This is a genomic window from Salinibaculum salinum (assembly GCF_037645885.1).
GTDB lineage: Archaea > Halobacteriota > Halobacteria > Halobacteriales > Haloarculaceae > Salinibaculum > Salinibaculum salinum.
On sequence record NZ_JBBENW010000013.1, the window covers coordinates 1 to 12,741 of the forward strand.

13 protein-coding genes are annotated in these 12,741 nt (G+C 61.6%); 5 read left to right on the forward strand and 8 right to left on the reverse strand.

Annotation, left to right across the window (positions count from 1 at the left end; all coding sequences use genetic code 11):
- Positions 1-319: 319 nt before the first annotated feature.
- The 3 genes from WDJ60_RS12145 to WDJ60_RS12155 all read right to left on the reverse strand — a co-directional run bounded on the left by WDJ60_RS12145 (position 320) and on the right by WDJ60_RS12155 (position 3,813).
- Positions 320-1,864: an alkaline phosphatase family protein gene (locus WDJ60_RS12145; RefSeq protein ID WP_340100740.1), complete on the reverse strand. Its 1,545-nt coding sequence runs from the start codon at positions 1,862-1,864 to the stop codon at positions 320-322.
- 81 nt (positions 1,865-1,945) lie between these two features.
- On the reverse strand, positions 1,946-2,974 hold the full coding sequence (locus tag WDJ60_RS12150) for a lysylphosphatidylglycerol synthase transmembrane domain-containing protein (protein ID WP_340100741.1): 1,029 nt from the start codon (positions 2,972-2,974) through the stop codon (positions 1,946-1,948).
- On the reverse strand, positions 2,971-3,813 hold the full coding sequence (locus WDJ60_RS12155) for a polysaccharide deacetylase family protein (protein ID WP_340100742.1): 843 nt from the start codon (positions 3,811-3,813) through the stop codon (positions 2,971-2,973). The genes WDJ60_RS12150 and WDJ60_RS12155 overlap by 4 nt, the downstream gene beginning before the upstream one ends.
- Positions 3,814-3,944: 131 nt before the next feature.
- Between WDJ60_RS12155 and WDJ60_RS12160 the strand changes: the two genes are divergently transcribed.
- The gene (locus WDJ60_RS12160; protein WP_340100743.1) at positions 3,945-5,024 is read left to right on the forward strand and encodes a glycosyltransferase family 2 protein; all 1,080 of its coding nucleotides are present in this window, start codon (positions 3,945-3,947) and stop codon (positions 5,022-5,024) included.
- 70 nt (positions 5,025-5,094) lie between these two features.
- Positions 5,095-6,201, forward strand: coding sequence for a sulfatase-like hydrolase/transferase (locus tag WDJ60_RS12165; RefSeq protein WP_340100744.1), 1,107 nt, complete (start codon positions 5,095-5,097; stop codon positions 6,199-6,201).
- 42 nt (positions 6,202-6,243) lie between these two features.
- On the opposite strand, the gene WDJ60_RS12170 is transcribed toward WDJ60_RS12165, so the two are convergent.
- The 5 genes from WDJ60_RS12170 to folP all read right to left on the reverse strand — a co-directional run bounded on the left by WDJ60_RS12170 (position 6,244) and on the right by folP (position 11,013).
- Positions 6,244-7,086 (reverse strand): TrmB family transcriptional regulator, encoded by an 843-nt coding sequence (locus WDJ60_RS12170; RefSeq protein ID WP_340100745.1) that lies wholly within the window; start codon positions 7,084-7,086, stop codon positions 6,244-6,246.
- Between the two features lie 70 nt (positions 7,087-7,156).
- Complete coding sequence (locus WDJ60_RS12175; RefSeq protein ID WP_340100746.1) at positions 7,157-7,561, reverse strand: cupin domain-containing protein; 405 nt, start codon at positions 7,559-7,561, stop codon at positions 7,157-7,159.
- A 42-nt stretch (positions 7,562-7,603) separates the two neighbouring features.
- Positions 7,604-8,929 (reverse strand): hypothetical protein, encoded by a 1,326-nt coding sequence (locus WDJ60_RS12180; RefSeq protein ID WP_340100747.1) that lies wholly within the window; start codon positions 8,927-8,929, stop codon positions 7,604-7,606.
- 79 nt (positions 8,930-9,008) lie between these two features.
- On the reverse strand, positions 9,009-9,704 hold the full coding sequence (locus WDJ60_RS12185; protein WP_340100748.1) for a 6-hydroxymethylpterin diphosphokinase MptE-like protein: 696 nt from the start codon (positions 9,702-9,704) through the stop codon (positions 9,009-9,011).
- A 187-nt stretch (positions 9,705-9,891) separates the two neighbouring features.
- Complete coding sequence (gene folP, locus WDJ60_RS12190) at positions 9,892-11,013, reverse strand: dihydropteroate synthase (protein WP_340100749.1); 1,122 nt, start codon at positions 11,011-11,013, stop codon at positions 9,892-9,894.
- 138 nt (positions 11,014-11,151) lie between these two features.
- On the opposite strand from folP, the gene WDJ60_RS12195 reads away from it, so the two are divergent.
- From WDJ60_RS12195 to WDJ60_RS12205, 3 genes are all read left to right on the forward strand, one after another.
- Positions 11,152-11,694, forward strand: a complete 543-nt coding sequence (locus WDJ60_RS12195) for a DUF8114 family protein (protein WP_340100750.1) — start codon at positions 11,152-11,154, stop codon at positions 11,692-11,694.
- The gene (locus tag WDJ60_RS12200) at positions 11,691-12,452 is read left to right on the forward strand and encodes an RNA methyltransferase (RefSeq protein ID WP_340100751.1); all 762 of its coding nucleotides are present in this window, start codon (positions 11,691-11,693) and stop codon (positions 12,450-12,452) included. Before WDJ60_RS12195 ends, WDJ60_RS12200 begins: the two co-directional genes overlap by 4 nt.
- A 136-nt stretch (positions 12,453-12,588) precedes the next feature.
- Positions 12,589-12,729, forward strand: a complete 141-nt coding sequence (locus WDJ60_RS12205) for a hypothetical protein (RefSeq protein WP_340100752.1) — start codon at positions 12,589-12,591, stop codon at positions 12,727-12,729.
- The last annotated feature ends 12 nt before the right edge of the window (positions 12,730-12,741 follow it).

A 12,741-nucleotide genomic window follows, 5' to 3' on the forward strand; every position in this document is an offset into this window, starting at 1 on the left:
TGATCAGAATTGAAGTACGGTGCGTCCGTTTTTCCTGTTGGCGGCCTTTGCTGAGAGTTGGAATTCGCAGCCATCAGGTCGCCATTACCGGCTTCACGCCGGTTTTAAATACTGGAAACGCGACAGACAGATCAAGCAGACTAAACAGACTTATTATTTGGCAGTATGACTTGAGTGGCGCAGATATTGCGACGGTCGTATCAGCCAGTATCTCCCTTATATTCGGCTATTGTTAAGCAGTTATGGTTGAAGATGAAGGAAAAACACAAACAAAGAACCCTCCTGATAGATTACCCCACAACAATAAATCTTAGTCACACTACTCCATATACCCCAACTGCTTCAACCGATCTTCCACTTGCTCAGAATCCGTCCCAACACGCGCGGTCTCGTAATCAATCGGCTCCCGCGTCCCCACATCTGGTTCCTCAACAAAAATATCCAACACCTCACCATCAATATCAGTTGGAACATCCACACCGTGAGATGCCAAAATAGTCGGCATCATATCCTGAATCGCAATCTCGCCGATATCACCCGCGGCCTGGAAATCCGGCCCGTTCGCTAAAAATATACCAGTCGGCGTGTTCTCGGCAGCCCAGCGGTCGGGCTTCGTCTGAATACTGTCGCCACCCATGCCATCGTTCACGTGCACACCGGGACGCTGGTCAACCACCACGTCCGGGCCAATATCGACGTAGGGACCGTCGTAGACCTCATCAGCTGAATAAACTCCCGCAAACAACGGCTCCCCGTCCACGTCAGTCACAGACCGAAGATCAGCAATCAACTGCTCACGAACCTCGTCCACGTTGTAGACGGGATTGATATAAATCGGCCCCTGCCCGCTCGCAAGGGCCTTCGTCTCACCAGGAACGATCAGTTCCATTTTCCGCTCGCGTTTGGCACCGGCAGACTGTGGCACCATCTCCTGAATCGACTCGGGCACAGTCTTCGCAAGTGTCTCCACTAACCCCAGTCGCTTCGCGACCCCGAGCGCATTCTCGCGGGTGAGCCCAACGCGCTGGAAGTAGTCCTCAACGCCCGTCCGCCGAGTGAGATACCCGTTCTCGGCGAGCCACTCGTTGATATAGAACTCCGTCGTCGTCGCGGCCGCACCGTGGTCGGACATGACGACGAGGTTCCCCTCCAGTTCCGCCAACTCGCCCAGCCACTCGTCGACGAGCTTCCAGGCGCGCAGGACTGGTTCGTCGTCCCAGAAGAAGTGATGCAGGACATTCAAGTAAAACAGCGTGACATGCGTGAAGTCGAGTTCTTCCTCAACAAAGAGGTCGCGAGCGACTTTCAGTCGAAGTTCGAGCAGTCGCAGAATCTCTTCGACTTCCTCGCCAGTCTCCTCGTTCGAGGAAAGCAGCGGGTCGGGATGGACCCGGTAGTCGTACTCATCGACGAGGCACTGTTCGAGGTCCGCCGGTGCAGTGTACCCCGAATCAAGCGAGCGGTACTCGCCTTCGACGGCGTCGGGTCCCCCAGAAACCACGAGCCCGTCGATATCTCGCGGCGGGTACATCGAGGGCATGTTGACGACGCCGGCGGTCTGGCCGTCCTCGTTGAGGTAGTCCCAGAGTTCGGCAGTCTTGTAGTCGCTGCCGCTCATGATGTCGATGCGTTCCTCGGCGAGGTCGATGCGCTCCCACCAGTAGACACTGTGTTTTCCCGGGTTCTTCCCGGAAGAATAGCACTTCCAGTTGGGGTAGGTGACCGGCGGCAGACAGCTGCGACTCGTCGCGTAGGTACCACTCTCGCGCAGGGCGGCGAGGTTCGGCAGGTGGCCCGCTTCGATCCACGGTTCTGCGAGGAGCCAGCTGGCTCCGTCGAGGCCGACGACGAAGGTCCGCGTCATCTGGTTCGAAAGGGGATATGCCAGGGGATATACGTTTCGTCTGCCCGGCAGGTTCGGGCGGAAGCGTCCGCATTCGCGGCGTTACTGCTCGCTCGACAGCAGCGTCGCCAGGTCGAGGTCGGCCATCGGAATCGCACCGAGCAGGGCCGGCAGATACACGCCGAATACGCGGTCGGCGAGAACGACAGCAATCGCCAGTTCTTCGCTGACACCGAGGCTGACCAGTACGAGCGTCGCCGACGCCTCTGCGATTCCGACACCACCTGGCGTCAGTGGAAGGACCGTCACGCTGTAGGCCATCACGAGCACGACTGGCAGGAGCCAAAGTGGCGTGAAACTCCCGCCGAGTCCCGTGAGGACGAGCGCGACGCGGAGGCCGGGGAATACCATCAGCGTCCCCGCCCACGCGAGGGCGTACGGGACGACCACACTCGGTCGCGCGGAGAGATCACGGAAGACTGCGGCCGATTCTTCGGTAAAGGTCGGGAGTTTGCCGACGAGTCCGGCCAGCCGATCGCCGATACGAGGGACGCGGACGACGAGTCGATCCAGTCGCTGGAACAGCACGCCAGCGAGTTCGAGGCGGCGGCCAGCGAGTAATATGAGCACGCCAACGACAGCGTACAGCGCTGTCGACAGCAAAATGACGACCACGAGACCACCCGACAGGCGCGGCAAGAAGAGAGCCAGTCCAGCGATGGCAACGACTCCGTAGAGCATCGCGTAGAGGCCCGTATTCAGACCAGCAACAGTTACGGAATCGGTCCACTCGCTGTCGGTGTAGTGTCTGACCACCAGTGGCGCTATCGAGTGGCCGGACACTTTCGAGGGGATGATGTGGTTGATGAACTTGATGACGAGGTCGATACGCGCCGCGGTCACGAGGTGCGTTGACCCGATACCGTTGAGCAACACCCACCACTGCGTGAATCTGGTTCCGAACTCCAGCACGGTGACGACGCCGACGACGGCGAGAATCCACAGGTCGACGCCAGCGAGCAGGTCGAGCGTCTCTCGCCAGGAGATTCCCCGGGCGACGTACCAGAGCGCGACGATGGTCAGCCCCCACTGGAGTGCAGTAATCAGCCGTCTTTTCCACCGTGGATTCATCGGTACCCGCTTCCTCCACTGGTGCTCTCTTCGGCAATCTGTCCGACTGGGACAAATTCGAAGGACGAATCGAGAATGCGGCGGACTGCCCGTCTCATGTACTCACCTGTGCGCCAGTACACACGGGATGGGACGCCTTCGACAGCGGGTAAGTCGACAAGTTCCCACGGGTGGACATACAGCACCGGAGCGATTCCCTGGCGGGCAAGGAGTTCCATCCCCAAAATCGTGTATCGAACCCCGAAAAAGCGAATCCACGTGCCCGTGAGCGGGAGGCGGAGTCCCGGCATCACTGCGACCGGCACCTCCGTCAGTGCGTCGGGCGCGCCTGGGCTGACGACACCGGCAGGCACTGGCTGCTGTGTTTCGTACTCGCCGCCGTACCAGCCAGGAATCGACCGGCAGGGAACGATACTGGAGTCGTACTCGTAGCCAATGTCGGCGAGCATCTCGAAGTGGTCGTCGGCGAAGTCGAAAGACGGTGCCCGAAAGCCAGTCACGTCAGCCCCGCTCGTCGCTTCGAGTTGTCGTTTCGAATCGACCAGTTGTGCGCGTCGTTGGTCGGGTGAGAGTTCAGAAAGGTGGCGGTGAGTGTGCGTGTGCGAGCCGAGTTCGTGACGGTCAGCGATGGTGGCGATAGTCTCAGGGTGGGTCTCGGCAATCTCCGAGACGGTGAAAAACGTGCCACTGCCACCACTCTCGGCAAAGGCATTGAGGAGGAAGTCGATACCGTCGTGGCCGACTGCCATCTGGTCCGTCGTGCCCCTCGCCCTTCGATAGGCGGGCAGGTGGGAGAAGAACTCCACGTCGACGGAGAGCGCGGCACGTGGCTGTGGCATCTGAACCGACGTAGCCAGCCATCCTACTTGTGTTGTGTGCTTTCGCTGCTGAGCGGCGGTACGGTGACCCTGCCTCCGATTCTCATCGGTAGATACAAACCGCCGTGGTGACTCTCCTCAACTGAATCAGCATGGCGGTTACGTCTGCCACCGGTCCGCTCGCTACCCTCCCCGGACTGAGCAACCAGATTCTCACGCTGCTGTTTACCGCACTCGCACTCTTCGTGCTCCTCTGGGGATTCGAACGCTATCGGACGACCTTCTCCAGAACCGAACTCGGCGTGAGCGTCCTCGTCGCCGCCGGACTCCTCGTCGTCGCGTTCGCCCCCGGCGTCGTCGGTGCGTTCAGTGACCTCGTAAACATCGAGAGTCGGTTCATCTTCGTCCAGATTCTCGCGAACGCCATCTTTCTCCTGTTCATTCTCTATCTCGTCGCTGCCGTAAGCGGCAATCAGGCGACTGTCGGCGAACTCACTCGTGGATTGACTGCGCAGCAAGCACCCGAACCCAGCGCCGAAATCGCCGATGAGGACAGCCTCTACGTCGTCATTCCCGCATACAACGAGGAGGACACCATCGGCGACGTGCTTTCGTCGCTTCCGGACCGCGTCGACGGACACGCTGTCACGCCCGTCGTCGTCTCCGACGGTTCCGAGGACCGGACCACCGAGGTCGCCCGCGAGTACGACGCTATCGTCGTCGAGCATCCACTCAACCAGGGCCAGGGTGGATCGCTGAAGACCGGCTTCCAGATTGCGATTCGCCACGGCGCCGATATCGTGGTAACGATGGACGCCGACGGGCAACACCCGGCCGACCAACTGCCGGAACTGGTCGACCCTATCACGGCCGACGAGGCCGACTACGTGCTCGGCTCGCGATACCGCGGTGAGGACCAGTCGGGCAATTCAGTGACTCGACAGAGCGGTATCCGGGTGTTTACCTGGCTTATCAACCGCCTCGCGAAGACGGATATCACCGACTGTACCAACGGCTACCGCGCGATTCGCGGGTCACGGCTGCCGGAGCTGACGCTCACCGAAGAGCGCTTCTCTGCACCAGAGCTCATCATCGAATCGCGGAAGAACGACCTCCGAATCCGTGAAGTGCCGGTGACGATTCACGAGCGAGAGGCCGGGGAGACGAAAAAGCCGAAGCTCGGCTACGCGGTCGGGTTGATGCGGACGATTTTCATCACCTGGATTCGGTGAATACGGCCGAGTTGGTTGGTGGCCAAGCGAATCAAAAGCCTGATACCCCGACTGAGACATTTTCGAGCCAATGGAGGACATCGTCTTCGTCACCGCAGATTCCGTGCGGTACGACTACATGGACGCGATGGAGTATCTCTCCTCGTTCGACGTCCAGGAGGGAATGGCAGCTGCTCACTACACTCGCCCCAGCCTCGCCAGCATCCACTCCTCCACGTTCAAATCGGTACTGACCGGGCGCGTCGAAAACCCGACGCTCGCCGAACAGCTCTCGGCGGCCGGGTACACCTGTCTCGGACTCTCTCCGAACCCGAACACCGACGCGACCTTCGGGTTCGGCGACGGCTTCGACCGCTACGACAGCTTTCTCGACCCCGGCAACCGCGGCAGCGGGCTCCGCCAGTATCTCGCTCGCTTCAACACACTCCGGAAGATCTACTACAAGTTCTATCCCCCACACGCAAAGAGCGAAGACCGACCGCGTGACCGCGAAGTGGTCGAGCAGGCAATCGAGTGGTTCAACGAGGCCGAATCGCCACGCTTCCTCTGGATTCACCTGATGGAGACCCACCGACCCTACGGTGCCGGCGACGACGCCGTCTCGAAAGAACTGGACCAGAAGGCGTTTTTCAAGCCGAACAAACTCACCGACAGCGAGAAAGACGAAATCGAAGGGAAGTACCGCGACTCGCTAGCTCGCGCCGACGAGAACGTCCAGCACCTGCTCGAAAACATCGACAGCGACCCCGCACTCGTCTTTACTGCCGACCACGGTGAGGGGTTCGACGACGAGGGGTACTACTTTCACCAGCCGCAGTTGCGCCGCGTCGACGACTGTCTGGTAAAGGTCCCGGTCATCTTCGACGGGCTTCCGGTCGACGAGGGACCGCTGAGTCTCCTCGATTTGGCGCCGACGATTACCGCCAGCGCCGGCGGCGAGGTGCCCGATTCGTGGCTCGGGAACAATCTGCTGGAAACCGACACCGACTACACGATTACCGTTGCGCCGTGGCACGACCAGGCGACCGTTCTCTGGCAGGACTTCGAGCACCGCCTCGTCAGCCACGACGCCGATGTCATTTTTGAGTCGGCAGGTAGTCGGACAGATGTTTCTGAAGACGAAGACGTTCCGGAGGATCTCAAAGAGCAGATGCGAGACCTCGGGTACGTAAAGTAGTCCCGACGGCGGGCTGTCGTTGCCGACAGACGACCATCTCGGCTACGACGGATTCTCGACGCTCTCGTACTCCCAGATGAGGTCGAAGTACCGCTTCAACCCGGCGACAAAGGAGCCGTTTTCGGTGATTGCGGCCTGGCGCATGTGATTGGGGACGGTCGGTTCCTCCACGAGGAAAATTGCCTCGCCGGAGTCGTAGTCGAGACTCGGGTCGATGAGCGTCCCGCGCCACGGTAGTCGCCCGGTCGAAAACCGAAGTCCCAGTTCCGGATAGCTCTCCTCGATGTACTCGACGATTTCAGCCTGTTTTGGGCGTTTTGCCTCGGCGAGCAGGTCGGGGTGGAGAAAGAGCGCGTCGACGCCCACGCGGTCGAGCGCGTCCGCGACAGTCGACTCCACGGATTCGAAGTACGCGAAGCTGTTCGTGATGACGTACACCTGTTCGGTGGCGTCGTTGTAGAGCCGGCGCGTCTCGCGCTCGCTTGGCTCGCCCACGTCGACGACGTAGAACAGTTCCTCGGCGGGCCGGATCTCCTCGCTCGCCTGTTCGTAGCGGGGCTGGAACTCGTCGAGAAACGCGTCGCGCATCTCGTCGAGTTGGTGGGTGAACTGTTCGAACTCCTGGCGACGGTTCTCGACGGCCCGGTCGAGGATGTCGGCGGGAGATTTGGGCTGGTACTCCTTCGGTCGACCGGGAACCACCTTAATGAACCCGCGGTCGGCGAGTGCGTCGAGGACGCCGTAGATGCGAGCCTTCGGTATCCCGGTCGCCTCCGCGAGGTTCGGGGCGGTGGTCCGGCCGAGCGTTAGCAACTCCGCGAGCGCCTGCTGTTCGTACTCGGTCAGCCCCAACTGTTCGAGCAGCGCCGTCGGCTCGGCGGACATTGCGCTGCAGTTCGACAGCCGCGCTCTTTAACCCTGCCGTTTGTCCACCTGCTCGCGTCTGAGGGACTGGTCAGTCAGCGTCGACGCCGTCCGGCAGTTCGTCCGTCTCGGGGTCGAAGGGGCGGCCGATGTCGTACCGGGGAGCCCCGACACCGAGGACGCGAACCGACCGGTCAGCGTCGGCGGGATTGAACGGCCGGTGTGGACTCTTCGGCTCGGCGACGAACACTTGACCGGCGGGGACAGTGTAGTCGCCATCTGGTGTCTCGACGGTCAGGTTACCGTCGATGATGTAGAACAGTTCCTCGCGCTGGTCGTGGTAGTGGTACGACCGTGGCAACTGTTCGCCGGGCGCGATGTCGTAAACGGCCGATGCGAGCGCCGAGAGGTCGACAGCTTCCGTCAGCGAGCGCCGGTCACACGGGTGGTCTTCAGACGGGGAGAGCGTCTCCGGGTCGACGACGTGGTAGCCCATACCAGTCGTTGCATCCCCAGCGCAAACAGCCCTGCGCTCCGATCAGGGCTCGGTCTTGGCAGGCAGTCCGACCACGTCGCGGAGCGAGCGCGGACTGTGCCGATAGAGGACCAGCACCATGTTGGCGACAAAGAGGAGACTGCCGCCAGCAAACAGACTGGCACCCGGGAGTGTCAACCACGCGAGGTCGGCGAGCTCCGCGAGGACGAGTCCGACCACGCCAGCGACCAGCAGCGAGGAGTCCACGGCGGCGATTCGACCGTCGTAGAGGTCGTCTATCATCGGCACGGGCTCGAATCCGAGCAGGTCGCTGTAGCGGTGGACCCAGACGATGAAGGGAACAATATGGTACAGTGTCCCGAAGACGACGAAACCGATACCGCCCAGGACGAGCAGGAATTCGGTCCCGTCTGCACCCAAAACCACGCTCCGACCGAGCGGGTCGCCGAGCCACGCCGGCAGCGTCAGGGCAGACCAGAGAGCGAGCCCAGCGACGAACACGGCGTACCGCGTGAGCATCGGCGTCCAGTCGACCTGCGTCTCCGCGAGTCGGCGGGCGAGAATACCCGCAACGACGAGAAGGCTGGCCGTCACCAGTACGCCACCGACTATCGCAGCGATTCGCAGGTCGACCAGCCGACCACCGGCGAGCAACAGGACGCCAATTGGGTACGCGACTGTCTCGGCACGCTGGAGGGGTATGTCGATACCGTGGAGTTCGGTCTGTGTGAACATCGTTCCCAGTTGATAGAGCGCACCGATAACAGTCGTCAGCACAGCGCCGAAGACGGCGACGGTAGCGTGGGCCTCGACAATATCGGGTCGAGACACCGGAAGCATCGTCCCCAACGGCTGATAGAGTCCGACCGCGAGGAGCAATCCGAGCGGTGCGAGCAGCGCGAAAAATCCCAGCGCGAGCACGAAGTGACGCTCGGTCACGTCGTGGCTGTCGAGTCTGGCGAGCGTCCGCGCAATGTTGTAGACGAACGTCCACAGGCCTGCGACGAGCGCGAGTCCGGCGGGGACGAACAGCCACCAGACGTTGCTGAGAAACGCGGCAACGAGACCGACGAGCCCGACTGCGACGAAAACGAGTTGGGCGGCGGCGAGTCGCCGTGAGTGAAGAGGTACGCCCGACCAGACCGGAACGAACTGCGTCATCGCGCCCATGATGGTCACGCAGACCCAGCCGACCAGTAACAGGTGCAACTGCGCAACACCAGCGAACCCACCACCAGTGCCGAGCGCTGTCCAGACGCCGAGAGCCGCGCCGACGAGGAGGAAGCCAAAGCCGACCACGAAGTGTCGGAGCGGAATCGTCATCGGCGGCTGGGTGTCCGTCTCGATATCCGACGGAATGGCAGCCATGCAAGACAGTTTGTCTCGGATATCCATCCCGATGGTTCCGAATATGTTCGGCCAAGGAGGCTGCGACGAGACGGCGGGTTCAGTCCGGCAGCGCTGCGTCGTCGATGGCGTCGCGACGCCCGTCGAGAACGGCGAACTGGTCGCCGCGCCGGCGTTCGAGCCACAGGAGGAGCCGCTCGGCCCACACCAGTTTCTGCCGTTTCATCGGGTCGACAGCCGGATCGTCGAAGTCCCAACCCGGGAACGTGAGTGTCTCAGCACCGCAGTGGTCGGCGAGAAACGCCGCGCGGTCGCCGTCGGTGAAGCCACCCACGTTGTGGACGACGGCGGTCGGCGCAGCCTGCGTCGTCGGAATCACCGCCTCAGCATCGAACGTCGGGACGTAGGCCTCCAGTGCCGGGATGTTGTCGCCGTGTGCGTGGACGGCGACGGGAGTTCCCCCAGCGGTGAGGTGGGCCACAGTTTCGGGATTCTTGTCGAGATCAGTTACCATACAGTCGACGCCGACACCGCACGCGTCGAGTCGGTCCGCGGCAGTCGAGGCAGCGACGACGCTGTCGGCAGCAGTTGCACGCTCGGCTTCCGCTTCGAGATTGGATCCTGCGCCCGCGATTGCGACAGTTTCACCCGCGAAATCCAATCGGTCCGGTCCAATCGTGGCAGTGGTATCGAGCAAATCGGCGAGCCTGTCGCGAGCACGTTCGTCGGCAGCCCGTTCGAAACCGAAATCGTCGAGGATCGAATCGTACACCGGCTCCCAGGTCGAGTAGTCCATTACTACCCACCGATGCTGTCAGTAAGGACAACAAAACTGTCGCTGTCTATCGGTTTATGTGTTTCCACTGATGAATAGTAGGTTCTATATAAACCGGGTTGAGCCGAAATGGCACACTGAACTACCCCTGCCCAGGTGCCCTTTCGGCCTTCAAGCGGAGGTTTACTCGCATCCGGCATAAGTTTTCTCACCTACACCCTTCCCGTACCCCATCCAGTGCGTCGGCGAGTGCGGGTGGGTCACGTACCCGCTCGGTCAGTTCGAGTAGCGTCGAGACGGGGCCGCCGAGCAGCACCTTTTCTCCGGTGTCTGCGGTGATGGCCGCAGTATTCCTGGCGGCGTCAGTCAGCGACTGCCGCGCAGGAGCCGGAACATCGAGCGCGAACAACCGCGAAACGGTTGAACCAGAATCGGGTGAACTCTCCGTGTTCGTCAGGTGCCGGGTCGCCTCCCGGACGGTGGTCACGTCGAGTTCTTCGACAGTCTCGTCGCGGACCCGCTCGCGGGCGAACTCGTTGCCAACGAGAGCCGCATCGCGCGTCTCGGCAACGTCGTGGGTTCGGACAACGTGGGCACCCCGCTCGACGGCCATCGACGTGGCCGCGAGCGAAACTGGCAGCGCCTCCTCGGTCGACCGGTCGGCGAGTTCCCGGAGGAAGTTTTTTCTGTTGATCGAGACGAGTATCGGCTGGCCGATGGCTCGGAACTCGCGGAGCCGACGGAACGTCTCGCGGTCGTCTTTGAGCGTCTTCTCCTCGCTCCACCCGCCAAAGGCCGGGTCGACGATGGTCTTGTCTGTCAGCCCATTCTGGAAAAGCGCCTCGTATATGTCGTCGACGTCCTCGACCGCACCCGGCCGTTCGAGGTCCGGCGGACTCGCCATCTTGCCGACAGCCACGTCGTACTCCGCACAGACGTCGGGCATCATCGGGTCGGCAAAACCACAGATGTCGTTGACCATGTCGAACCCGCCATTCAGCGCCGCTTCGGCCACTTCGTGATACCGCGTTTCGATCGAGAAGACGGCATCTCCTGAGACGGAGTCGATTGTCTGGAGCGCCGTTTCGAGACGGTCGAGTTCCTGCTCGGCCGAGAGCACCTCGAATTTCTTGTTCGCGGATTCGAGTCCAATGTCGACGATGTCGGCACCCTCGCCGATGAGTTCGGTATCGACGTACTCGGCGGCCTCGCCGGGGTCATCGTAGACAGAGGGATCGTAAGGCGATTCCTGGCTGACGTTGAGGACACCCATGATTCGCGGAGGGTGGTCGTCACCGATCGGGAGCCCGGCGGCGTCGACAGTTCGCATAGCCGTGACTTGGGCGCAATCCTGTTAAGCCGGTCGGTTGGGGAACTCTCTGAATCGAGTCGGTTGGCGGGTATCACTGTCACGGCAGTGCGGCCACGGTTCAGGCAATTTTTCACCGCGCGGAGCGGAGGAGACAGTATGGCCAAAGTTTCGATCGGGTTGCGGGGATGGCGCTTCGACGAGGAGGAAGTCTTCGACGAGGAGGGTAACATCCGACCGCTCACAGAGATGGAAGACGATACGGTCTATCGGCTGGTGCGCCTCTCGTCGATACTCGGCGAGCCGTGTGACGCCTGCTGGCTCATTCACGGTGAAGAAAACCTCGAGCAGGCAAACGCCGCCCAAATCGTCTACGGGGAGCCGATGGCCGAAGTCGTCCTCTGTGACGAACACGAGGCGGACTTCCTGTACTGGTTCCGCGAAGAAGGCGGCGACGAGTACAAAGGCAGCGGCGACCTCCCCGATGCGTTTCACGAGTGGTTCCTCGAAGGCAACCGTGCGCCAGAGGGATACGGCGGACTCGAACACGTCCAGGAAGACCCGGACAACCTCCCCGAGGCACCCGACGTGCCAGAAGCGGCCGAAGAGGAAGGAATTCCCGAAGTTGACGAGCAACTCCAGGAGATGGAGGAAGCCGAACGCGAGGCCCTCGACGTCGATACCGACGCGCTGGATATATGAGCACCAGCGGGAACAGCGCGACCAGAACGGTGTCGGTCGCTGTGGTCGACGCCGAGACACCCGGCAATATCGGAACCATCGCTCGCGCGATGAAGAACTTCGGACTGACGGACCTGCTTCTAGTCGACCCGCCGGAACTGGACCGGGACGGTGAGGCCTACGGATTCGCCGGGCAGGCTCGCGAAGATATCCTCCCGAACGCCCGTGAAGTACCGTTCGACCACCTCGTCGAGAACTACCACACCGTCGGCTGTACGGCGGTTCCAAACGAGAGCGCCGACAGCCATGTTCGCTATCCGTTCAAAACGCCCGACGAGCTCGCAGCGCACCTCCGGGGTGTCGCCGCCGACACCTGCATCGTGTTCGGTCGCGAGGCAAACGGGCTGAGCAACGAGGAACTGGCGCGACTGGACGAAATCTGTGCGATTCCCGCCAGTGCGGCGTATCCCGTGTTAAATCTCGGACAGGCCGCGACGATTCTGCTGTACGAACTCCGCGACGTAACCGTCGAAGAGAATCAGTTACCGGACGCTATCGACCGCGCAGACGAGGTCGCTATCGAGGGACTGCACGACCAGTTTGCCGACTTCCTGCGGGCGCTGGGTCACACCGAAGAAAAACAGCCGAAAACCCGGCGGATGTGGCGGCGATTACTCGGTCGCGCAAATCCGACCGGGCGCGAAGTGCGGACGCTTCGCGGGCTGTTTCGCCGTGCAAGCGAGCGGCTAGACGGCGAGAACTACCAGGACGACGAATAGCGCGTTTCCCACGGGTTGACCACCCTCGTGGATATCCGCCGTAACGAGTGCATTCTGTGTGCGTCCGGCAGTTATCGAACAAAACACCGACCCGTATAGAGTCTATACTCTTGGTCCCTCTGGCGCATCTACGCATATGGACCGACAACGTGCCCAGGTTCTGTGCGACGACTGTGAAACGTGGATTACGGTCGAAGAGGGGAGCGAAACGGTCGCGTGTGACTGCGGCAATCGATTCGTCGTGACAGTCACACAGATTCCAGCGCGGGTGGCCTGACGCCATGTGTGG

Excerpts from the sequence above, each read along its gene's own strand:
- WDJ60_RS12145 (WP_340100740.1), bottom strand. The coding sequence starts at position 1,864 with ATGACGCGGACCTTCGTCGTCGGCCTCGACGGAGCCAGCTGGCTCCTC.
- WDJ60_RS12165 (WP_340100744.1), top strand. The coding sequence starts at position 5,095 with ATGGAGGACATCGTCTTCGTCACCGCAGATTCCGTGCGGTACGACTAC.
- folP (WP_340100749.1), bottom strand. The coding sequence starts at position 11,013 with ATGCGAACTGTCGACGCCGCCGGGCTCCCGATCGGTGACGACCACCCT.
- WDJ60_RS12180 (WP_340100747.1), bottom strand. The coding sequence starts at position 8,929 with ATGGCTGCCATTCCGTCGGATATCGAGACGGACACCCAGCCGCCGATG.
- WDJ60_RS12195 (WP_340100750.1), top strand. The coding sequence starts at position 11,152 with ATGGCCAAAGTTTCGATCGGGTTGCGGGGATGGCGCTTCGACGAGGAG.
- WDJ60_RS12175 (WP_340100746.1), bottom strand. The coding sequence starts at position 7,561 with ATGGGCTACCACGTCGTCGACCCGGAGACGCTCTCCCCGTCTGAAGAC.
- WDJ60_RS12185 (WP_340100748.1), bottom strand. The coding sequence starts at position 9,704 with ATGGACTACTCGACCTGGGAGCCGGTGTACGATTCGATCCTCGACGAT.
- WDJ60_RS12205 (WP_340100752.1), top strand. The coding sequence starts at position 12,589 with ATGGACCGACAACGTGCCCAGGTTCTGTGCGACGACTGTGAAACGTGG.
- WDJ60_RS12160 (WP_340100743.1), top strand. The coding sequence starts at position 3,945 with ATGGCGGTTACGTCTGCCACCGGTCCGCTCGCTACCCTCCCCGGACTG.
- WDJ60_RS12150 (WP_340100741.1), bottom strand. The coding sequence starts at position 2,974 with ATGAATCCACGGTGGAAAAGACGGCTGATTACTGCACTCCAGTGGGGG.
- WDJ60_RS12170 (WP_340100745.1), bottom strand. The coding sequence starts at position 7,086 with ATGTCCGCCGAGCCGACGGCGCTGCTCGAACAGTTGGGGCTGACCGAG.
- WDJ60_RS12200 (WP_340100751.1), top strand. The coding sequence starts at position 11,691 with ATGAGCACCAGCGGGAACAGCGCGACCAGAACGGTGTCGGTCGCTGTG.
- WDJ60_RS12155 (WP_340100742.1), bottom strand. The coding sequence starts at position 3,813 with ATGCCACAGCCACGTGCCGCGCTCTCCGTCGACGTGGAGTTCTTCTCC.